The organism is Vibrio sp. RE86 (genome assembly GCF_013114545.1).
Lineage (GTDB): Bacteria > Pseudomonadota > Gammaproteobacteria > Enterobacterales > Vibrionaceae > Vibrio.
In genome coordinates, this window is the sequence record NZ_VTXI01000012.1 from 14,216 (window position 1) to 34,995 (window position 20,780).

General features: G+C 45.3%; 19 protein-coding genes, 2 tRNA genes and 1 other annotated feature (1 of these 22 cut by a window edge). Of the genes, 14 read left to right on the forward strand and 7 right to left on the reverse strand.

Annotation, left to right across the window (positions count from 1 at the left end; genetic code table 11):
• Nucleotides 1-37 (forward strand) — a sequence feature (Thr leader region) (it extends 83 nt beyond the left edge of the window).
• Between the two features lie 29 nt (nt 38-66).
• From thrA to thrC, 3 genes are read left to right on the forward strand one after another with little or no spacing between them, the layout of a single operon-like run.
• Nucleotides 67-2,526, forward strand: a complete 2,460-nt coding sequence (thrA, locus tag F0231_RS12655) for a bifunctional aspartate kinase/homoserine dehydrogenase I (RefSeq protein WP_171760098.1) — start codon at nt 67-69, stop codon at nt 2,524-2,526.
• 16 nt (nt 2,527-2,542) lie between these two features.
• Complete coding sequence (gene thrB, locus F0231_RS12660; protein WP_171760179.1) at nt 2,543-3,499, forward strand: homoserine kinase; 957 nt, start codon at nt 2,543-2,545, stop codon at nt 3,497-3,499.
• Nucleotides 3,496-4,779, forward strand: coding sequence for a threonine synthase (gene thrC / locus F0231_RS12665; RefSeq protein ID WP_171760099.1), 1,284 nt, complete (start codon nt 3,496-3,498; stop codon nt 4,777-4,779). Before thrB ends, thrC begins: the two co-directional genes overlap by 4 nt.
• A gap of 90 nt (nt 4,780-4,869) precedes the next feature.
• Here thrC and F0231_RS12670 read toward each other — a convergent pair whose 3' ends face one another.
• From F0231_RS12670 to mtnN, 4 genes are all read right to left on the reverse strand, one after another.
• On the reverse strand, nt 4,870-5,490 hold the full coding sequence (locus F0231_RS12670) for a TRIC cation channel family protein (RefSeq protein ID WP_171760100.1): 621 nt from the start codon (nt 5,488-5,490) through the stop codon (nt 4,870-4,872).
• Nucleotides 5,491-5,563: 73 nt separating this feature from the next.
• Nucleotides 5,564-6,385 (reverse strand): vitamin B12 ABC transporter substrate-binding protein BtuF, encoded by an 822-nt coding sequence (gene btuF / locus F0231_RS12675; RefSeq protein ID WP_171760101.1) that lies wholly within the window; start codon nt 6,383-6,385, stop codon nt 5,564-5,566.
• Entirely contained in the window at nt 6,386-7,339 is a 954-nt protein-coding gene (locus tag F0231_RS12680; RefSeq protein WP_171760102.1) for a cobalamin biosynthesis family protein, read from the reverse strand. It lies immediately after the preceding gene.
• 24 nt (nt 7,340-7,363) lie between these two features.
• Entirely contained in the window at nt 7,364-8,059 is a 696-nt protein-coding gene (mtnN, locus tag F0231_RS12685) for a 5'-methylthioadenosine/S-adenosylhomocysteine nucleosidase (protein WP_171760103.1), read from the reverse strand.
• 207 nt (nt 8,060-8,266) lie between these two features.
• Here mtnN and rpsO point away from each other — a divergent pair, with 207 nt between their 5' ends.
• From rpsO to F0231_RS12710, 5 genes are all read left to right on the forward strand, one after another.
• Nucleotides 8,267-8,536, forward strand: a complete 270-nt coding sequence (gene rpsO, locus F0231_RS12690) for a 30S ribosomal protein S15 (RefSeq protein ID WP_134835425.1) — start codon at nt 8,267-8,269, stop codon at nt 8,534-8,536.
• 317 nt (nt 8,537-8,853) lie between these two features.
• Entirely contained in the window at nt 8,854-10,986 is a 2,133-nt protein-coding gene (pnp, locus tag F0231_RS12695; protein WP_171760104.1) for a polyribonucleotide nucleotidyltransferase, read from the forward strand.
• 129 nt (nt 10,987-11,115) lie between these two features.
• Complete coding sequence (gene nlpI, locus F0231_RS12700) at nt 11,116-12,033, forward strand: lipoprotein NlpI (protein WP_171760105.1); 918 nt, start codon at nt 11,116-11,118, stop codon at nt 12,031-12,033.
• Nucleotides 12,034-12,130: 97 nt separating this feature from the next.
• On the forward strand, nt 12,131-12,544 hold the full coding sequence (locus tag F0231_RS12705; RefSeq protein ID WP_171760106.1) for a MarR family winged helix-turn-helix transcriptional regulator: 414 nt from the start codon (nt 12,131-12,133) through the stop codon (nt 12,542-12,544).
• 42 nt (nt 12,545-12,586) lie between these two features.
• Complete coding sequence (locus F0231_RS12710; RefSeq protein ID WP_171760107.1) at nt 12,587-13,924, forward strand: MATE family efflux transporter; 1,338 nt, start codon at nt 12,587-12,589, stop codon at nt 13,922-13,924.
• A gap of 78 nt (nt 13,925-14,002) precedes the next feature.
• Here F0231_RS12710 and F0231_RS12715 read toward each other — a convergent pair whose 3' ends face one another.
• From F0231_RS12715 to F0231_RS12725, 3 genes are all read right to left on the reverse strand, one after another.
• The gene (locus tag F0231_RS12715) at nt 14,003-14,881 is read right to left on the reverse strand and encodes a U32 family peptidase (protein WP_171760180.1); all 879 of its coding nucleotides are present in this window, start codon (nt 14,879-14,881) and stop codon (nt 14,003-14,005) included.
• Between the two features lie 34 nt (nt 14,882-14,915).
• Nucleotides 14,916-15,929 (reverse strand): peptidase U32 family protein, encoded by a 1,014-nt coding sequence (locus F0231_RS12720; protein ID WP_171760108.1) that lies wholly within the window; start codon nt 15,927-15,929, stop codon nt 14,916-14,918.
• A 116-nt stretch (nt 15,930-16,045) separates the two neighbouring features.
• Nucleotides 16,046-18,085: an EAL domain-containing protein gene (locus tag F0231_RS12725; RefSeq protein WP_171760109.1), complete on the reverse strand. Its 2,040-nt coding sequence runs from the start codon at nt 18,083-18,085 to the stop codon at nt 16,046-16,048.
• Nucleotides 18,086-18,288: 203 nt separating this feature from the next.
• Here F0231_RS12725 and F0231_RS12730 point away from each other — a divergent pair, with 203 nt between their 5' ends.
• The 6 genes from F0231_RS12730 (at nt 18,289) to rimP (ending at nt 20,772) form a co-directional block, all read left to right on the forward strand.
• Complete coding sequence (locus tag F0231_RS12730) at nt 18,289-18,816, forward strand: SCP2 sterol-binding domain-containing protein (protein WP_171760110.1); 528 nt, start codon at nt 18,289-18,291, stop codon at nt 18,814-18,816.
• Nucleotides 18,800-19,303, forward strand: a complete 504-nt coding sequence (locus F0231_RS12735; RefSeq protein ID WP_171760111.1) for a GNAT family N-acetyltransferase — start codon at nt 18,800-18,802, stop codon at nt 19,301-19,303. Before F0231_RS12730 ends, F0231_RS12735 begins: the two co-directional genes overlap by 17 nt.
• Nucleotides 19,304-19,529: 226 nt before the next feature.
• The gene (gene secG / locus F0231_RS12740; protein ID WP_171760112.1) at nt 19,530-19,859 is read left to right on the forward strand and encodes a preprotein translocase subunit SecG; all 330 of its coding nucleotides are present in this window, start codon (nt 19,530-19,532) and stop codon (nt 19,857-19,859) included.
• A gap of 32 nt (nt 19,860-19,891) precedes the next feature.
• Nucleotides 19,892-19,975: transfer RNA gene (locus F0231_RS12745), tRNA-Leu, on the forward strand.
• A gap of 56 nt (nt 19,976-20,031) precedes the next feature.
• Nucleotides 20,032-20,108: transfer RNA gene (locus F0231_RS12750), tRNA-Met, on the forward strand.
• Nucleotides 20,109-20,316: 208 nt separating this feature from the next.
• The gene (gene rimP, locus F0231_RS12755; RefSeq protein ID WP_171760113.1) at nt 20,317-20,772 is read left to right on the forward strand and encodes a ribosome maturation factor RimP; all 456 of its coding nucleotides are present in this window, start codon (nt 20,317-20,319) and stop codon (nt 20,770-20,772) included.
• Nucleotides 20,773-20,780 lie beyond the last annotated feature (8 nt).

A 20,780-nucleotide genomic window follows, 5' to 3' on the forward strand; every position in this document is an offset into this window, starting at 1 on the left:
AAAGGCCTGTATCCCACAAGATACAGGCCTTTTTTTATACCGATTTAAAACAATTTGGAGGAAGGGATGCGAGTTTTAAAGTTTGGAGGTTCATCATTAGCCGATGCTGATCGTTTTTTACGAGCAGCGGATATCATTGCTAATAATGCGCAGCAAGAAGAAGTCGCCGTAGTGCTTTCAGCGCCGGGCAAAACAACCAATAAATTAGTTTCAGTGATTGACGGAGCACTGAAAAACGGCGAAGCAGAATTACAAATAGCTGAGCTTGAAGATTCTTTCCGTGATCTTTTCCAAGACATAAAACAGGTACTGCCAAATATTGATGGCAGTGGCTATGACAACCAAGTCAAGACGTCTCTTACTCAACTGCGCCAATTTGTCCACGGTGTGAACCTGCTAGGTATGTGTCCAGACCATGTGAATGCTCGCATTATCAGTAAAGGTGAGCGTGTCTCTATTCAGTTGATGAAAGCGGTACTGGAGGCGAAAGGTCAGCCAGCAAGCCTTATTGACCCTGTGCAGTATCTCTTTGCTCGCGGCGATCATTTAGAAGCGATGGTCGACGTTGAAATTTCAACGCAAAATTTCCGTCAAAACCCGTTACCGCAAGGTCACGTAAATATCATGCCGGGCTTTACAGCTGGTAATGAGTCAGGTGAGTTAGTCACTTTGGGCCGTAATGGCTCTGACTACTCAGCGGCCGTCTTAGCAGCTTGTCTGCGTGCAGATTGCTGTGAAATCTGGACCGATGTTGATGGCGTATATAACTGTGACCCACGTCTAGTAGACGATGCTCGCTTGCTTAAATCGCTAAGTTATCAAGAAGCGATGGAACTCTCTTACTTTGGCGCGTCAGTTCTTCACCCGAAAACGATCGCCCCAATTGCTCAATTCCACATCCCATGCTTAATCAAAAACAGCTTTAACCCACAAGGTGCAGGCACTTTAATTGGTCAAGACACTGGCGAAGACAACCTAGCAATCAAAGGCATCACTACACTGAGTGACCTTACGATGGTCAATGTGTCTGGTCCAGGCATGAAGGGCATGGTTGGCATGGCGAGCCGTGTCTTTGGTGCGATGTCTTCAGCTGGCGTATCTATTGTACTTATTACTCAATCTTCTTCAGAGTACAGCATCAGTTTCTGTATTGAAGCGCAAGACAAAGCATTAGCAGAGCAAGCTCTGAGTGATACGTTTGAGCTAGAACTGAAAGATGGCCTGTTGGAGCCGGTTGAATTTATTAGTGACGTTGCGATCGTGACTCTCGTGGGTGATGGTATGCGTACATCTCGCGGCGTAGCTTCTCAATTCTTCTCATCTTTGGCTGAAGTGAACGTTAATATCGTAGCGATTGCGCAAGGATCTTCTGAGCGAGCGATTTCTGCGGTTATCCCTGAAGATAAGATCTCTGAAGCGATCAAAGCGTGTCACGAGAATCTATTCAACTCTAAACATTTCCTTGATGTCTTTGTTGTTGGTGTCGGTGGTGTTGGTGGCGAGCTTGTTGACCAGATTCAGCGACAGCAAGGCAAGCTAGCAGAGAAGGGCATCATCTTAAGAGTATGTGGCTTAGCGAACAGTAAAGGCTTGCTGCTTGATAGCGAAGGCTTACCACTAGATCATTGGCGTGATCGTATGAACGATGCGTCTGAAGAGTTCAGCCTAGCTCGCTTGATCTCTTTGGTTCAACGAAACCACATCATTAACCCTGTCCTTGTTGATTGTACTTCGAGCGAAGCGATTGCTAACCAATATGCTGATTTCTTAGCTGCGGGTTTCCACGTCGTAACACCAAACAAGAAAGCGAACACAGCAAGCATGGCGTACTACCATCAGTTGCGTGACGTTGCTCGTAGCTCTCGTCGTAAACTGATGTACGAAACAACGGTTGGTGCAGGTCTTCCTGTTATTGAAAACCTACAAAACCTAATCTCGGCAGGTGATGAACTAGAGCGCTTCACCGGTATTCTTTCAGGTTCTCTGTCATATATCTTCGGTAAGCTTGATGAAGGCATGACACTTAGCCAAGCAACCAATATTGCTAACGATAATGGCTTTACGGAACCAGACCCACGTGATGACCTTTCTGGTATGGATGTCGCACGTAAACTACTGATTCTTGCTCGTGAAGCGGGTATGAACTTAGAACTTGAAGATGTGATTGTTGACCAAGCACTTCCACCAGGTTTTGATGATTCAGGCAGCATCGAGGAGTTTATGGCTCGCCTACCAGAAGCGGATGCTTATTTCCAAGAGCAATCTGCAAAAGCAGCCGAAGAGGGTAAAGTACTGCGCTATGTCGGTGAGATTGCCGATGGTCAGTGCCGTGTCAGTGTTGCTGCTGTGGATGAGAATGATCCAATGTTCAAGATCAAAGATGGTGAAAATGCGCTAGCATTCTTTAGCCGCTACTATCAGCCGATTCCACTCGTTCTACGTGGCTACGGTGCAGGTACTGAAGTAACTGCAGCAGGTGTATTCTCTGATGTGATGCGTACGTTAGGTTGGAAGCTAGGAGTATAAACTTATGAGTCGTGGTATGGATGTAGTCGTTTACGCTCCCGCTTCAATTGGTAATGTAAGCGTTGGTTTTGATGTTCTTGGGGCGGCGGTGTCCCCAGTTGATGGCACTCTATTAGGTGATCGTGTTCAGGTAAAAGCGGGCAATGAACCGTTTTCACTTAACACTGCTGGTAACTTCGTTTCTAAGTTGCCAGAGAACCCAAAAGAGAACATAGTCTATGACTGTTGGCGTGTGTTTGCTCGCGAGCTAGAAAAGAAAGGTGAGGCGCTGCTTCCGCTGGAAATGACGCTAGAGAAGAACATGCCAATTGGCTCGGGACTTGGTTCGAGTGCTTGTTCAATCGTTGCTGCACTTGATGCTTTAAACCGTTTTCATGGCGAGCCGCTTAACGAGACTGAACTTTTGGCTCTAATGGGAGAGATGGAAGGTCAGATTTCGGGCGGTGTGCATTATGACAACGTTGCGCCTTGTTATTTAGGTGGCGTCCAATTGATGCTTGAAGAGCTAGGTGTTATCAGCCAAGAAGTTCCATGCTTCGACGATTGGTATTGGGTAATGGCTTACCCGGGTATCAAAGTATCAACGGCAGAAGCAAGAGAGATCCTACCATCTCAGTACCGCCGTCAGGATATCATTGCACATGGTCGCCACCTTGCTGGCTTTATCCATGCTTGCCATTCAAATCAGCCCGAATTGGCAGCGAAAATGATCAAAGACGTGATCGCTGAACCGTATCGTGCGAAACTGCTCCCTGGCTTTGCAGATGCGCGTCAGTATGCTGCAACCGCGGGCGCTTTAGCTACCGGCATTTCTGGTAGCGGCCCGACACTATTTAGTATTTGTAAAGATCAAGATGTCGCTGAGCGTGTTGCTCGCTGGCTCGAACAGAACTACGTACAAAATGAAGAAGGATTCGTCCATGTTTGTCGTCTTAACAAACAAGGTTCGAACGTAACAGGAAGTGAGCTATGAAGCTGTACAACATAAAAGAAAATGACGAACAAGTTTCCTTTGGCCAAGCCGTGCGCCAAGGGTTGGGCCGTAATCAAGGTCTATTTTTCCCTCAAGAATTACCAAAATTCGATGATATCGATGCGCTGTTAGCAGAAGATTTTGTTTCACGTAGTACCAAAATTCTATCTGCATTGATCGGTGATGAGCTAGCGGAAGAAAAAGTGAATTCAATGGTTGATGCAGCGTTCCAATTCCCTGCACCAATCAATAAAGTGAAAGACGGTGTTTACGCGCTAGAACTATTCCACGGTCCAACGCTTGCGTTTAAAGACTTTGGTGGCCGATTCATGGCTCAGTCTCTAGCGGCAGTTTCAGATGGCGGTAAGATTACTATCCTTACAGCGACATCTGGTGACACAGGTGCTGCTGTTGCGCATGCTTTCTACGGTATGGAAGATATCAACGTTGTTATCCTTTACCCGCAAGGCAAAATCAGCCCACTGCAGGAGAAGCTATTCTGTACGCTAGGTAAGAACATTCATACTGTGGCGATTGATGGTGACTTTGATGCGTGTCAGGCGCTAGTAAAACAAGCTTTCGATGATGCAGCGCTACGTGAAGAGATTGGTTTGAACTCAGCAAACTCAATCAACATCTCTCGCCTAATGGCTCAGATTTGTTACTACTTTGAAGCCGCGTCTCAGCTGAGCAAAGAAGAGCGTGAGAACCTAGTGGTTTCAGTACCAAGTGGTAACTTTGGTAACCTCACAGCGGGTCTTCTTGCCAAAGCATTGGGTCTGCCTGTTAAACGTTTCATTGCAGCAACAAACGAAAATGACACCGTGCCTCGTTACCTAGAAACAGGTCAATGGGATCCAAAACCAACGGTAGCAACGACATCAAATGCGATGGACGTTAGCCAGCCAAATAACTGGCCACGTATTGAAGAGCTTTGCCAGCTTAAAGGTTGGGGGCTAGATACGCTTGGTAAAGGTAAAGTATCTGATGAGCAAAGTGCAGAATCAGTACGTGACCTTAAAGCACAAGGTTACCTATGTGAACCACATGGTGCAATTGCTTACCGACTGCTAGATGAGCAGCTTCAAGAGGGTGAAACAGGTCTGTTCCTATGTACAGCGCACCCAGCGAAGTTTAAAGAAGTGGTGGACGACATTCTAGGTTCTGACATCGAATTACCTGGTCCTCTGGCTAAGCATGCTGCGATGGAGCTTCTGTCTGAAGACCTAGCGAATGATTTCGACTTGCTGAAAGAAGTGTTACGTCGAGTGCAGAAATAATACTGTCAGAGAGATACTAAAAAGGTCACCTCGGTGACCTTTTTTCGTTCTAAGGAATGACAACCTAAGTCAAGCCTCTAATCGGTTCGCTTAACGATTCAGCGCAAACGTCGGCAGCGACAAGTGCCAACGAATCGCGCCTAAGCGAATCAATAGCGTAGAAAATACACCAGCTAGGAAGGCACTATCGCTATCGGCGCCCATAGCGAGAGCCATTGTGTGGAAAACGCCACCGATGATACAGGCGGTCGCGTACACTTCGCTTCTCAATACCATAGGCACTTCTCTTGCGAGCACATCTCGAATGATGCCACCACCACATCCTGTAATTACACCCATAATGACAGCGACTAAGGCAGAGTCTTGATATGCCATGGTTTTTTCCACGCCAATCCCAACAAATACCGCAAGGCCGATAGCGTCACAGACAGGTAAGATCCACCAAGCAAGGCGTTTTGGGCGTCTGACAATGATCATCGTCAGTAGGCAGGTTATCAAAATGGTCCAAAGGTAGTTGGTATCCGTGATCCAGAATACAGGTGTTGCGCCGAGCGCCATGTCACGAATGGTGCCACCACCAATGGCAGTAACACTGCCTAAAACAGCGACGCCAAATGGGTCCATCTTCAAACGGCCAGCGAGGAGCACGCCAGATATGGCAAATATTGCAGTACCGAACAAGTCGATAACGTAAAGCAGCATGGAATCCATGACACTAAAATCTCTTACTAAAAATTGGGAACAAGAAGTGGAGACGAATTGTACGAGATCTTATGGGTAAACGTTAGCGTTTTTGCCTTTTGGTCTCGAAATGCTCACAAACTTGCTCGATCGCATTGAGCGTTCTTGGCGTAGGACGGTTTATCCAATCTGAATTTAACGACCACATATAACCATTTTTGACCGCCGATAACTGATCATGCCATTTCTGCCACATGTTTCCGTTCGCAATTGCGTGTTCAGAAGTAAAGATCACATCCGGGTTCTGAATGATGACTTGTTCCATACCAACCTGTGGGTAAGGCGCTGCGCTATGTTCAAATACGTTTTCACCGCCACAAAAGCTAAACACTTCACTCGGCCATTTTCCTTTCGCTAGGGTAATGATGGGCTGTTCACTGAGTTGGTAGAAATAACGAACAGGGATCTCGGTTTGATATTGATCTTTGAGATCGGTGAGTGTTTGCCTAAAGTCGTCAGCGGCTTTTTTCCCAATACTCGGGTCATCGGCATATTGACTAAGCTGCTCAATGTTACGAGCAATATCATCAAGAGAGTGAGTTTGCGAGTAATAGATCTCTAACCCAAATTGCTCGAGCTTTTTCAGCTCACCTATTGGGTTACCTGAAGGCCAGGCAATGATGAGGTCAGGCTGAAGAGCGATGATGCGCTCAATCTTAATACCCTGATAGTTTGATACTTTTTCAAGTGACTGAGCTTGCTCTGGGTAATCACTGCGCTCGCTAACAGCAACGAGTTTATCCCCGAGACCCGCCGCATAGGCAATCTCAGTGGCATGAGGCGCTAAGCTAATAACCCTCTCAATCGGTTTTGCATTAGTGAAGAGCGGTAGAGTGAGTGTTAATAGGGGGATTAGCTTACGCATTTAAAGACCTTGATAAATCAGCCCCATGATAAGGCTTTGAATAATGACCCAAGCAAACATTCTCCATGCGAGTAACTTTTGTACTTGGGCTACATGAATAGCAGAAGGTGCAATGCGGCCACCGAGTTTAGCTCTAACCGCTTTGTGCTTGTCATACATCGCAGGGCCACCCAATGAGAGCTCAAGCTTGGCACCGACTGAGACAAGCAACCAAGCCGGGCCGGGCAGTGGCCAAGACTTTGCTTGAGTCGCAATCAGCTGTGCTGTGGCTTTTGCTCGATGACCGACGGCGATAAAGAGAGAAAAGAGTCGCAAAGGGACAAAGTCGAGGACAGCGACAGCGCGAATTGCAGGAATGCCAAACGGAGCAAACTGCTGCCTAGAAGGAGACCATGCACGGGCGAGTTCCACGCTCATTCGATACATAAACGCCCCGACTCCGCCTGCGACGCCATACCAAAATAGAACCCCAACGACATTACGACCGTAAGACATAATTAAGGTTTCTGAGCCTGCTTTGCCCAAACCAAGTAGAGATAGCGGGGCAGTCGATCGGTTAACAATCGGCTTTAGCAACATCTTTGCATGCTCTTTATCTTCTCTTGCTAAGGCGGCAACAAATTGAGCGGTAAACTTATCAGTGTTACGCCAATCTATTGCGAGAAGAAGAAAAGCCAGTTCAAAGAGCTGAGGTTGCCAAACTAAAGGTTTCAGTGCGATAAGAACAACCAGCATCGGCAGCAGCATCAATAACCAAGCCAGTGTGCCTGAAATGATACTCTGCGAGTAATTTGAGTTGGTGTTGACCTTATCAGCGAGCTGTTCGGCAAACTTGTGCCAAAGAATAGCGGGGTGGGCTTCTCGAGGGAAAGGTAGAATAAGATGAAACAACAGAGCGCCCCACAAGACAAGGAGCGCTCCGTTTGAGTAGAACTGATTGAAACTATCTTCCATGATATTTGTGCTTATCCGTTCAGGTTATTTAAGCAGCTCAACCATTTTTACCACCATTTCTGAAGAGCTCTGCGCTGCTAGCGGTAGGAACTCTTCAAAGCTCATTGGTGACTCTTTGTCTGCTACATCAGAGATTGCGCGTACGACAACGAAAGGTACGTTGAACTGATGACACGTTTGAGCGATGGCTGACGCTTCCATTTCTACCGCGATCACTGATGGGAAGTGCTTGCGGATAAACTCTTGGCGTTCTGCTGTACAAACGAAAGCATCACCAGTACAGATTAAGCCACGGACCGCATGCTTGTCTTCCATCTGTGAAAGCGCTTGTTCTGCAACATCCATGAGTTTTGCATCTGCTAGGAAAGCTGCTGGCTGTTGTGCCATTTGACCCATTTCATAGCCGAATGCAGTTACGTCGGCATCGTGATGACGTACTTCAGTTGAAATTACAACATCACCCAGATTCAGCGTTGAATCGAAACCACCTGCAGAGCCTGTATTGATCACAACGTCTGGTTGGTAATCGTTTAGCAGTACTGTTGTACCAACAGCTGCCGCGACTTTACCGATACCAGATTGTAGAAGAACTACATCAGCACCATTAAGCTGACCAGAGAAGAAAGTACAGCCTGCTTTCTTAATTTCTTGGCAGTTTTCAATAGCTTGTTTAAGAATAGAAACTTCTTGTTCCATTGCACCGATGATGCCAATTTTCATAGCGAATCCTGTTAATTCAAATGGGTAGGTATTAATCCGCTAAGTGTAACAGAAAAGGGAAGCAACGGAACGAATAGCAAAAATGAAATGACTCAAAGAACCTATTGCTTAACCTGTGTACATCCCCTATAATTCGCGCTTCCCGTGTCGGCTGAATCAGAGATTGGCTGGCACAATGTTTAACTTACTCTTATTTAGGAGAGAATTATGTCTCTGAACGCAGAAACTAAAGCAGCAATCGTTGCAGAATACGCACGTGCTGAAGGCGATACAGGTTCACCAGAAGTTCAAGTAGCTCTACTTACAGCTTCTATCAACCACCTTCAAGGTCACTTCAAAGCACACAAAGGCGATCACCACAGCCGTCGTGGTCTTCTACGTATGGTTTCTAGCCGTCGTAAGCTTCTAGACTACCTTAAAGGTAAAGATCTTGGTCGTTACCAAGAGCTAATCAAACGTCTAGGTCTACGTCGCTAATTAGCGACTGCATAGCAGTTTGTTAGAAAAGGGGCTTTTAGCCCCTTTTTTGTTGCCCGTAACTTATTTTAATTGCTATAGCTTAGCCAAATCCTATTTATACCGTTATACTACGCACGGTAAAATTCCTGTCTTGGAATTTTCTCAACAATCACTCATAGCATTGCAGTCAACCACGTCGACCAAAAGGTCGCGACTATTCAAAATGAATTGATATTTTTAAGTTCATTTTCACTAGTCGCGATTTGTAATGCCTTGAGTATCAATCAATACACTCTGAGCAAACCTCTCGGTGAGCTTGGAAACAAGGAATAACAATGTTCGAAAAACCAGTTGTTAAAACGTTCCAGTACGGTAACCACACAGTTACTCTAGAAACTGGCGTTATTGCACGTCAAGCTACTGCAGCAGTAATGGTAACTATGGACGATACGTCAGTATTCGTTTCTGTAGTTGGTAAAAAAGAAGCCGTTGAAGGTCAAGACTTCTTCCCGCTAACAGTAAACTACCAAGAGCGTACTTACGCTGCAGGTAAAATCCCTGGTGGCTTCTTCAAGCGTGAAGGCCGTCCATCTGAAGGCGAAACACTAACGGCTCGTCTAATCGACCGTCCAATTCGTCCTCTTTTCCCAGATTCATTCAAGAACGAAGTACAAGTTATCGCAACTGTAGTATCTGTTAACCCAGATGTTCAGCCAGATATCGTAACTATGATCGGTACATCTGCTGCGCTTGCTATCTCTGGTATTCCGTTTAACGGTCCTATCGGTGCTGCACGTGTTGGTCATATCGACGGTCAACTAGTACTAAACCCAAGCAATACTGAACTAGATGCATCTAAGCTAGACCTAGTTGTAGCGGGTACTGAAGGTGCTGTTCTAATGGTTGAGTCAGAAGCTGACAACCTAACTGAAGAAGAGATGCTATCTGCGGTAGTTTACGGTCACGAACAACAGCAAGTTGTTATCAACGCGATCAACGAATTCGCTGCTGAAGTTGCGACTCCTGCTTGGGATTGGGTTGCTCCAGAAGAGAACACAGCACTTGTAAACAAGATCGCTGAACTGGCTGAAGCTAAACTTGTTGAAGCTTACCAAATCACTGAGAAAATGGCGCGTTACGACCGTATCCACGCTATTGCTGGTGAAGTAAACGAAGTGCTACTTGCTGAAGACCCTGAAGCAAACACGAAAGAAATCCACACTATCTTCCACGATCTAGAGAAGACAGTTGTACGTCGTAGCATCATCGCGGGTAACCCACGTATCGATGGTCGCGAAAAAGACATGGTTCGTGCTCTAGACGTACGTACTGGTGTTCTTCCACGCACTCACGGTTCGTCACTATTCACTCGTGGTGAAACTCAGGCGCTTGTAACTGCGACTCTAGGTACGCAGCGCGATGCTCAAATCATCGACGAGCTAACTGGTGAGCGTAAAGATCACTTCCTACTACACTACAACTTCCCTCCATACTGTGTAGGTGAGACTGGTTTTGTTGGTTCTCCTAAGCGTCGTGAAATCGGCCACGGTAAACTAGCTAAGCGTGGTATTGCTGCAGTAATGCCATCTGTAGACGAGTTCCCATACACAGTACGTGTAGTATCAGAAATCACAGAATCTAACGGCTCTTCTTCAATGGCTTCTGTATGTGGTACGTCTCTAGCTCTTATGGATGCAGGTGTTCCAATCAAGTCTTCTGTTGCGGGTATCGCAATGGGTCTTGTTAAAGAAGGCGACGACTTCGTTGTTCTTTCTGACATCCTTGGTGACGAAGACCACCTAGGCGACATGGACTTTAAAGTAGCGGGTACTAACACTGGTATTACTGCACTTCAGATGGATATCAAGATCGAAGGTATCACTAAAGAGATCATGCAGATTGCTCTTAACCAAGCGCAAGGTGCACGTAAGCACATCCTATCTGTAATGGATGAAGCAATCTCTGGTGCTCGTGAAGATATCTCTGAGTTCGCTCCGCGTATTCACACGATGAAGATCAGCGCTGAGAAGATCAAAGACGTTATCGGTAAAGGTGGTGCAGTTATCCGTGCTCTAACTGAAGAGACAGGTACAACTATCGAAATCGAAGACGACGGTACAATCAAGATTGCTGCAACTGAAGGTACAGCTGCGAAAGAAGCAATCCGTCGTATCGAAGAGATCACTGCAGAAGTTGAAGTAGGCCGCATCTACACAGGTAAAGTTGCTCGTCTAGCTGACTTCGGTGCATTCGTTACAATCCTTCCTGGTAAAGATGGTCTAGTACACATCTCTCAAATCGCTGACAAGCGTGTTGAGAAAGTGTCTGACTACCTAGCTGAAGGTCAAGAAGTTCAAGTTAAAGTTCTTGAAATCGACCGTCAAGGCCGTGTACGTCTAAGCATGAAAGAAGCAGTAGAAAAGACTGAAGAAGCAGCAGCTGAAGAGAAACCAGCAACTGACGCTTAATTTGGTCAATATGGGCGAATTCGTGAATTAGCCTATTTTGCTAAAAGCATGTTATAAAGGGAGCATTACGCTCCCTTTTTTATTGGGGATGATTCTGAGTGTTAGCTCAGTGACAGGAGTATCTATACAGTGAAATGGTTTCAAACAGCGACGCTAAGCCTTGCGTTACTGGTGACGGCAGGTTGTGCGACAACGTCGAATGATACTGCCCAGTGGTTATACCCTCCAATGGCTGTGCCTCTGCAAGCGAGCGTTCAGCAAGAAGTGCAAATTGCGCGTTTGTCTCAGCTTCTGCAACGTCCAGATCTTTCCAATGATGTTCGAGCTAAAATGCTTTATGAGCGTGGCAACTACTACGATAGCGTTGGCCTTCGTGATTTAGCTCGCCTTGATTACAACCAATCATTAGCTTTGAATCCTGCTCAGCCTGATCTCTTTAACCTACTGGGTGTGTACTTTACTCAAGTCGGGGAGTTTGATGCAGCATACGATGCATTTGATTCAACGCTAGAGCTCGCACCGAGTAATTCATACGCTGCTCGCAATCGCGCCATTGCACTTTACTACGGCGATCGTATTGATCTTGCCTTAGAAGGTATGCAAAAGCACTACGATGAAGATCCTAACGATCCCTTCCGTGCACTTTGGCTCTACATAGTAAAAAGCGAAAAAGATGCGTTAGCTGCTCGACAAGAGTTAGAGCAAAGTTACCAGGCGCGAGATGATCAATGGGGTTGGGTTCTTGTGGCGATCACTCTGGGTGACATATCAGAAGAGCAAGCATTTAAAGCGATCTTGGCTGGAACACGCGACAATACTGTCTTAGCGCAGCGTTTAACAGAGGCTTACTTCTACTTGGGTAAGCGTTACCAAACGCAAGGCGACTTTGCCAATGCAATCTCGCTGTATAAGCTTGCGATCTCTTTCAATGTCTTTGAATACGTTGAACACCGTTACTCCTTCCTTGAGTTGAGCCGAATATATAATCAAGTTAAAGCTGAGCACTTAGCTAAAGCCAAACAGGCCAAGGCAGAAAGTAGCCAATAAAGTCGATACAAAAAACCGCTGAAGCCAGCGGTTTTTTATTGCGTAAAACAATTTGCTGAGTAAAATAGTTAGCCTTGCTAACTAAATTGTATTTTCGATGAGTTTAGAAAATAATTTGATCCAATTGGAACGCTTCTGCTCTAAAGCATGGCGAGTGTATGCGAAAGAAGATCCGTTGGCATTGCTGAGCTTTAACGAATTTGATTACTTAAAGGTGATTCAAGCTTACCCTGAGGGGGTACGAATTACAGACTTAGCGGCAGAGATGAAAGTAACTAAGCCTTCAGCATCGAATATGGTTGCTCGATTACAGAAGAAAGGTTTGGTGACACGTATTTCATGCAATGAAGACGCTCGTTCTAAACGGGTTGTTTTAACTGAAAAAGTGATTCAGGACTTGTCACTAGAACAAGTTGTTTATAAGGAAATTGCCCAAGCGATGAACGCAAAGTTGTCGGCTCAAGAAGCCGAGCAATTGGCGTCTCTATTGGAAAAATCATTAAAAGCTTAAATTTAATTATTTAGTTAGCCTTGCTAACTAAAGGTGATGAGAATGCAAACTTCGATCTATAAACAGTTTTGGAAATATACCATTCCCACTGTTGCCGCTATGTTGGTCAATGGCCTTTACCAAGTTGTTGATGGCATCTTTATTGGCCGTTATGTAGGGGCTGATGGCCTTGCGGGTATTAACGTGGCATGGCCTGTCATCGGTTCTATCTTGGGCTTAGGCATGCTTGTTGGTGTGGGCACTGGTGCCCTCGTCTCTATTCGTCAAGGAGAAGGGGATAACAACGGTGCTAAACAGATTCTTACTACGGGTCTGTTACTTTTGGTTGCCTTGATGCCAATCGTTGCTGGTGGACTGTATCTTTTTGCTGATGATTTCTTACGTTGGCAGGGGGCTGAAGGCCGTGTGTATGAGCTTGGTTTACAGTATCTACACATATTGATCAGTGCTTGTGTCTTTACGTTGGGCTCGATCGCAATGCCGTTCTTGCTACGCAATGACGACAGTCCGAATATGGCCACCATACTGATGGTCGTCGGTGCCGTTGTGAACATTGTCATGGACTACATCATGATTGCATTGTGGGGATGGGAGCTAAAGGGAGCAGCGATTGCAACGGCGATTGCGCAAGCGGTGGTAACTGCCTTAGGTCTAGCTTACTTCTTCTCAGCTAAGGCGAACTTACGACTTACAATCAAAGATATGAAGCTGAAGTTCAACGTGGTTCCACAGATCTTCGCAATAGGGACGTCTAGCTTCTTTATGTATGCCTACGGCTCAATGATGGTCGCGCTGCACAATAGCCTATTTACTCAATACGGTGATGTGTTAATCATCGGTGCGTATGCAATTTTAGGCTATATCGTGACCGTCTATTATCTCACGGTGGAAGGTGTGGCGAATGGTATGCAACCGTTGGTAAGTTACAACCACGGGGCACGTAATCAAGAGAACATTAACAAGCTGCTGAAAGTTGCGATGACAACGTCGATTGCTATTGGTATTGGCTTTGTTCTATTGCTGAACATCTTCCCACGCGAGTTTGTGTCAGTGTTTAACTCATCGGACACGCAGCTCATTGAAAATACTGTGTTGGGTATTCGCCTACACATGTTTGCGTTGTTCTTAGATGGTTTCTTGGTGGTGGCGGGCGCTTACTATCAGGCGATAAACAAAGGCAGCAAGGCGATGTTTGTGACGGTGGGGAACATGCTGATCCAATTGCCGTTCTTGTACATCATGCCAAAATTATTTGGTGTGCCGGGTATCTGGATAGCCTACCCATTATCAAACATTGCACTCAGTGCGGTTGTGATTTTCATCCTGCTCAAAGATCTACGTCGTTATCAGGCCAGACAAACTGAACAAGTAGTTGCTTGATATAAATAGTGAAACTTTGAATCAGGAATAAAAGAAAAGGGCTCATTGAGCCCTTTTGCATTATTAGGTTAACAGACCCTAGATATTTTTCACTTCTAGGCCGGCTAATTGGTGCCAGTAGCCATTACATTGGCGGCTCTCTATCTTAGCTGGGTTAAGGCCGCTTTCGTTGGCGCGGAACTTATCCATCTGTGAGAAGGTATCAACCCCTAGTGGACTCAAACGCACGACATCTACTAAGCCTTGCATGCTTGGTAAGTCGTTGATTAAATTGTAGCAATAACCTGATTGAGTCTGGATGCCGTTGAGGTTGAAAACTTCTTGTCCCTCTTGGCTACTCACTTGTATCCCCGTTGGGTATTTGATGCAGCAAGTCTCACAATCATCCTTTGCCTTGTTCTCAGCGCGGGCAGTAAAGCAGCGTGCAGAGTAGGCGAGAGGCAAGTAACCATGGCTGAACACTTCTACCTCAAACTGATTGCGGATATTGAGCTCTTCACACTGTGTCATTACGTTAGATAGCCATTCACGTGACAGCTCTACAGGCATACACCAGCGCATCATCCCTTGCTTGAGGAACAAATTAAGCGTGTGGGCATTGTAGGTATTGACTGCAGGACCCACGACAAAGGGAACTTTGTTTTCATGAGCAAGTTGGATAGCGGATACATCGTTAGCTTCTATGGCGAAGTCACCATTATCGATGTACTTCTTCATGATATTGACTTCACTCGGTGCTTCAAGCAGTGCCATGGTCGACAGGACGACTTGTTTACCCGTAGTACTTAGCTCTTTTGCAATATCAAACCAGTGAGCAGGCTTCATTTCTCGACGCTTGGAGCAGACGCTTTCACCAAGGTAGATGATGTCAGCTGAGCTATTTTTGGCTTGATTGTAAAAGTCTTCAACGTCTTGCTTAGGCCAGAAATAAAGCAATGGGCCAAGGGCGTATTTCATTGTGTTTTCCATTCTATTCTCCACAGTTGAAGCTCTATTGCCATTTACGGTGGTAAGCACCTAACGTGGTCTGAGTGCCTTCAGAAACATTCGCGAGTGCGGCATTCCAACTTGGCTCAACTTGGTAGCCTTCGGGATTTGCTAAGTAGCGATCAATGGCGGCACGCCAAGTTCGAGTGACTTGCTCTACATACGCAGGGCTGCGCTGACGGCCTTCAATTTTTACTGAGGCGACATTGGCTGCAAAGAGATCCGGTAGCATTGAAAGTGTGTTCAAGCTGGTTGGTTCTTCGAGTGCATGATATGCCTTAGTTTGTTCTTGTAAGTCTGCCGTGAAGCGACCCTTACATAAGGTTGGGTATCCTGCATTTTCGCCTTCGCTGTAGCGATCAATCAAAATATCATTCAAGCGTGACTCCAAACCTTTGTCAGTCTCTTGCCAGCGAACGTACTTAGCCGGAGAGCAAGCACCAACGGTGTTTGGCGACTCTCCCGTCATGTAAGACGAAAGGTAACAGCGTCCTTCAGACATAATACATAGGCTACCAAAAGCGAATACTTCAAGTTCGACATCACTGGTGATATTGCGTGAAAGCTGCTTAACCTGATGAATAGACAGCACACGTGGCAGTACAACCCGTTTAACATTGAAGTTGTTTTTGTAGAAATCAATGGCAGCGACGTTGGTCGCTGACGCTTGAACTGAAAGATGAAGCTCTAACTCAGGATATTTACGTGCGGCGTATTCAAGTACCGCAATATCGGCCACAATGAGGGCGTCAACGCCATTTTGCGCGGCGCGGTCTACGGCATCAGTCCAGCGTTCAAAGCCGTTAGGATGAGCAAATGTATTCAGGGCAACGTGAATTTTTTTCTGGTTATCGTGAACATACTGAACGGCTTTTTCTAACTTTTTGCCAGTAAAGTTCAAACCAGCAAAGTGGCGTGCATTGGTATCATCTTTGAAGCCGATATAGACGGCATCTGCACCACAATCAATCGCTGTTTTTAAGGCAGGCAAGTTACCTGCTGGGCATAGGAGTTCCATTGCTCTTCCCAAAACTGTCTATTCAAAATTGGAGAGCATTTTATGAAGAATTATGAATGGCAAATTTGATGTAAGGCAGGTTTAAGTGAGTTTCTAACCCAATTACTCAAATAGGGTTAGTTTTTGTGGCGTCGATTTTGCGCGAACAGCTCTTCCACTTCTTGCTTAGGTTGTGGGCGGTAGAAATGGAAACCTTGAATGGAATTACAATTCAAGTTCGATAGTAAGGTTGCTTGCTGTTGTGTCTCGACACCCTCAGCAACCACTGTGAGGTTGAGAGATTTTCCAAGATTGATGATGTTCTCAATAACCGTGATCTGTTTTGGTAAGGTATCCATATCAGAAATAAACGCACGGTCTATTTTGAGTTCATCGATTGGGAATCGCGCAAGGTATGAGAGCGACGAGTAGCCAGTGCCAAAATCGTCAATCGATAGTGCAAAACCAAGCTTTTTGATCGCGTTAAGCATTTGCAGTGTGTGTTCACTGTCACTCATGACCGCACTTTCTGTTAGTTCAAAAGTGATACAACTAGGGTCGAGCTCAGTGGTACGCAGCAGCTTCTCCATGTAGTCGATAAGCTTAGGGTTACCAAACTGTTCAGGCGATAGGTTGATAGCTACACGACCCGGTAGGATACCCTGCATTTTCCAACGTTTTACCGTGGTAAACACATCACGCATCACAACTCGACCTAGATGTTCAATCAGGCCAGCTCGTTCTGCGACAGGGATAAATGCTGCAGGGCTGATGTAGCCTTCGACAGGATGTTTCCAGCGGATCAAGGCTTCAGCGCCATTGATGCTGAAATCACGCGCGTTGACTTTAGGCTGATACCAAACCTCTAAACCGTTTTGCTGAAGTGCTTTTTGCAGTTCAATCTCAAGCCATAAGCGCATACGAGCTTCTTTATTCATCTGATCGTTAAACTTAATCAGACGGTTACGGCCGCGATCTTTCGCTTCATACATTGCAGTGTCTGCGTTTTGCAGAAGAATACGTGCATCATTTCCGTCACCTGGGTAGGCGACGCTGCCGATTGAACAGGCCAGACGCTTACTGAAATGGTGAAGGTCAAATGGTTGATTAATGAGTGAGATGATACGCTCGGAAAGCATCTCAGCCATACGGTTATTATCGGGTTCAGGTAAAATAAGGCCGAACTCATCGCCTCCTAAATGCCCTAATACCGCTTGTTGCGGAAGAAGACGTTTAAGACGAGAAGAGACTTCTTTAATGACTTTGTCACCGATGTGATGGCCAAGTGAGTCATTGATGTTCTTGAAGTTATCAATGTCTAGATAGAGCATGATAAGCGGCGTTTCGTTGTGAATCAGTTGCTCTAGGCGCTTGGTAAACCCAAAGCGGTTATACAGACCCGTCAAGGAATCTAGATGAGCATCTTCTTGTTGGTTTGCGGTCAGCGTTTTCGGCGAAGTGTCTGCATCTTGAATCAAAACCAACTGAGAGTTGCTGCCAAGTACCATAGTTGCATCGGCAACAAGGTGAACTTTTCGCTCAAACCCACAACGAGGCCCAGTTAAGCAGGTGAGGGGTGTACTGGTCAATCTGTCGGTAAGAGAGTCTGAGAATACCGTTTTGGTTTTCTCATCAACAAATAGTCGTGACAGATTTTCACCAAGGATATCTTGAATTGACTCAAAACCAAGTAATCTTAGCGCTGCTGGGTTAGCCGAGATAATACAATCATCTTCAACTAAGAAAATGCCTTCAGGGAGCAAAGACGTTAAAGTCGAAAACTTGCCCTCAGATTCTTCTAACGAACGGATTAATATCTGTTTTTCAGAGGTATCAAGCGCATGGAAGATGATATGTTCAACTTTACCGTCAGTGTCGACAGGCGAAATGTTGAAATGTAGGCTGGTTTCTAAGTTGAGATCACCCATGGTCATCTCAGCTTCGATCGATTCGCCTTTGAATGCTCGTTCATAGTATGGCTTGAGATGATCATAGAATTGTTGCCCCATGATCTGCTTGTCACTCATGCCAATGAGTTCGGTTGACGTTAACCCTGCGATATCACAATAGCGTCCATTCACCATAGCATAGTTATGCTGGCTATCTAAGATGGCGAAAAAAAACGGACTATTGGCCGTAATTTTTGAAAACCAGTGCTGTAATTGTTGCGATAGCATCAAGGGTGTTCCGACTCTCCGAACGAACTATATATTCACAAGTATAAGTGGTGAATAGAGTAATGTAATAACTATAACTGTCCTAACTCAGAGTTTAAAGAGTTAGACGTAGAGCGATGATTCTTTGATAAATGACAGGAATCATTAATAAAACATACTCTATGATGAGGGCAATTTAGTTAACAAAGTAACGGATAACTCGCGTGATTAACAAGATTCGCACCCAACTAGTTCAAAATGCCGCTTCAATTTTGCGATCTCCAGTCCACTTATTTCCGCAATCTGTACAAAAAAAAGCCTTGCTAGAAGGCCTTAAAACGGTATTTAAAGAGGCGTTAGAAGATGGAGATTTTGAGTTTCTTGAAGGTAAGTGGTTAAAAGTTGAAGTAAAAGACATGCAGCTTAGCTGGTTGATTAGTTACGAAAACGAACAAATTGTGGTGGCTGATCGTGTAGTTAAAGAAGATGTCCTTTTTAGTGGTAACTTAAATGACCTTGTATTGATTGCTGGCCGTAAAGAAGATCCCGATACACTTTTCTTCCAACGCCGCTTATCTATTGAGGGTGACACGGAGCTTGGATTGGAAGTGAAAAACCTGATGGACAGTGTTGATCTCGAATCTTTGCCAAAAGCTCTACAAACTCTATTAAATCAACTAGCCGATTTTGTGCAAAAGGGCTTACAATCCCCAGCTACACAAAAAGAGGTTGTAAATGCTTATTCGAACTGAAGCACCGGCAGACATACTTGCTATTGATCGATTACTGAAATCAGCTTTTGATACAGAAGCTGAAGCGAATTTAGTGATGAAACTAAGAGAAAATGGTCGCAGAACGTTGTCTCTCGTTGCGTGTAACGATGAGGGCGAAGTGATTGGCTATGTTTTATTTAGCCCAGTTACCCTTGAAGGCGAGGACCTTAATTGGCAAGGGCTCGCTCCGTTAGCCGTTCATCAAGATCACCGAAATAAAGGCATTGCAGCCGATCTGATAAAAGAGGGCTTTGCGTCTTTGCTTGAATTTGGCTATCCCGCATGTGTGGTGCTTGGCGATCCTGCGTATTATCAACGATTTGGTTTTGAAGCGAGCGAAAAGCGCAATATGCGTTGTCAATGGGAAGTCCCTGAAGGCGCATTTCAAGTCGTCGCATTGGCCGATGGAGAGCTGGATAATCGCTCTGGTTTGATCGAATACAGCCCTGAATTCTTAGAAATCTAGCCACTTACAAGTAATAGCGAATAGAAAAGTTACTGTTTTGTCCTTTTTTTGACCGCTTGATTCTAAGTACGTACTTTTTTGAAAAAATCTACTTGTCAGCGTATGCGCGTTTCGCTAGTATTGCTCGGCCTTCGATAAGGAGGTCGCTAGCCTTGTTCAAAAACGAAATGCAAATCGATGTTTTCGAGCGGCGCTGGCTCAACAATTTGGAACATAGGTGGAAATAATGTTTACAGTTCTACTTGTGATTTACCTGTTGGCAGCGGTTGGTGTAATCGGCCTAGTGTTGATTCAACAAGGTAAAGGCGCAGATATGGGAGCCTCATTCGGTGCAGGCGCATCAAACACAGTGTTTGGCGCAAGCGGCTCAGGTAACTTCCTAACCCGAATGACTGCAATTTTTGCAACAGTATTTTTCATCCTTAGCTTGGTGTTAGGCAACATGTCTACACACAAAACTGAATCTCAGTGGGTTGATCCTACTCAAGGTCAGGTTATTCAAGCTGAAGATGCGAGTGAAATTCCAGCCCCACAAGGCGACGAAATTCCTCAATAAGCTATTTTCTAGCTGAAAAAATAGAATTAGCTGCCGAGATGGTGAAATTGGTAGACACGCCAGCATGAGGTGCTGGTGCCTTAGGTGTGAGGGTTCGAGTCCCTCTCTCGGCACCATTGATTTACAAACTTGTAATACATCTTGGAGAGCGTATAATGCTCGACAAGTCGGACGCGGGGTGGAGCAGCTTGGTAGCTCGTCGGGCTCATAACCCGAAGGTCGTCGGTTCAAATCCGGCCCCCGCAACCAAATCCTTACTGGATTAGCGCAAGTTTGCGCAGTAGTAATACTGCGAGTTAAGTGGCAAAGATTTCACTTAACTATCAGGGTCCAGCAACAAAAACCCCGACTTATTCGGGGTTTTTTGTTATCTGAATATTCTAAATTGAATTATTCAGATCTTTGCTTGGAATTTAAATTGGGCTTTAGGCCCTTTTTTTGTTTCTGGAGTGGTTAAATGACTGGTTTAGAAAGACAACTTACTGAAATGCTTGAAGCTCCTGTAGCAGCATCAGGTTATGAGTTAGTTGGATTAGAATTTATTCGCGCAGGCGAGCATTCAACGTTACGTATTTTTATCGACCACGAGAACGGCATCAATGTCGAAGATTGTGCAGAAGTTAGCCGTCAGGTTAGCGCGGTAATGGACGTTGAAGATCCAATTACTGTGGCATACAACCTTGAAGTGTCTTCACCAGGTTTAGAAAGACCACTTTTCAAAGCTGCACACTATGAACAATTTGTAGGTCACGAGGTAAGCATCGTATTGAAGATGGCTGTGGGCAACCGTCGCAAGTGGAAAGGTGTTATCCACTCTGTTGATGGTGAAACTATTCTGGTTACCGTTGAAGGTAATGAAGAAGAATTTGCACTTAGCAACATCTCAAAAGCTAACCTGATCCCTAAATTTTAATTAAAGTC

Bases quoted from the DNA above. Each gene is read 5' to 3' on its own strand.
- rimP (WP_171760113.1), top strand. From the start codon at position 20,317: ATGACTGGTTTAGAAAGACAACTTACTGAAATGCTTGAAGCTCCTGTA.
- F0231_RS12720 (WP_171760108.1), bottom strand. From the start codon at position 15,929: ATGGAACTCCTATGCCCAGCAGGTAACTTGCCTGCCTTAAAAACAGCG.
- btuF (WP_171760101.1), bottom strand. From the start codon at position 6,385: ATGCGTAAGCTAATCCCCCTATTAACACTCACTCTACCGCTCTTCACT.
- F0231_RS12725 (WP_171760109.1), bottom strand. From the start codon at position 18,085: ATGCTATCGCAACAATTACAGCACTGGTTTTCAAAAATTACGGCCAAT.
- F0231_RS12705 (WP_171760106.1), top strand. From the start codon at position 12,131: ATGAGTTTAGAAAATAATTTGATCCAATTGGAACGCTTCTGCTCTAAA.
- mtnN (WP_171760103.1), bottom strand. From the start codon at position 8,059: ATGAAAATTGGCATCATCGGTGCAATGGAACAAGAAGTTTCTATTCTT.
- F0231_RS12680 (WP_171760102.1), bottom strand. From the start codon at position 7,339: ATGGAAGATAGTTTCAATCAGTTCTACTCAAACGGAGCGCTCCTTGTC.
- pnp (WP_171760104.1), top strand. From the start codon at position 8,854: ATGTTCGAAAAACCAGTTGTTAAAACGTTCCAGTACGGTAACCACACA.
- rpsO (WP_134835425.1), top strand. From the start codon at position 8,267: ATGTCTCTGAACGCAGAAACTAAAGCAGCAATCGTTGCAGAATACGCA.
- secG (WP_171760112.1), top strand. From the start codon at position 19,530: ATGTTTACAGTTCTACTTGTGATTTACCTGTTGGCAGCGGTTGGTGTA.
- F0231_RS12670 (WP_171760100.1), bottom strand. From the start codon at position 5,490: ATGGATTCCATGCTGCTTTACGTTATCGACTTGTTCGGTACTGCAATA.
- F0231_RS12710 (WP_171760107.1), top strand. From the start codon at position 12,587: ATGCAAACTTCGATCTATAAACAGTTTTGGAAATATACCATTCCCACT.
- thrC (WP_171760099.1), top strand. From the start codon at position 3,496: ATGAAGCTGTACAACATAAAAGAAAATGACGAACAAGTTTCCTTTGGC.
- thrB (WP_171760179.1), top strand. From the start codon at position 2,543: ATGGATGTAGTCGTTTACGCTCCCGCTTCAATTGGTAATGTAAGCGTT.
- thrA (WP_171760098.1), top strand. From the start codon at position 67: ATGCGAGTTTTAAAGTTTGGAGGTTCATCATTAGCCGATGCTGATCGT.
- F0231_RS12735 (WP_171760111.1), top strand. From the start codon at position 18,800: ATGCTTATTCGAACTGAAGCACCGGCAGACATACTTGCTATTGATCGA.
- F0231_RS12715 (WP_171760180.1), bottom strand. From the start codon at position 14,881: ATGAAATACGCCCTTGGCCCATTGCTTTATTTCTGGCCTAAGCAAGAC.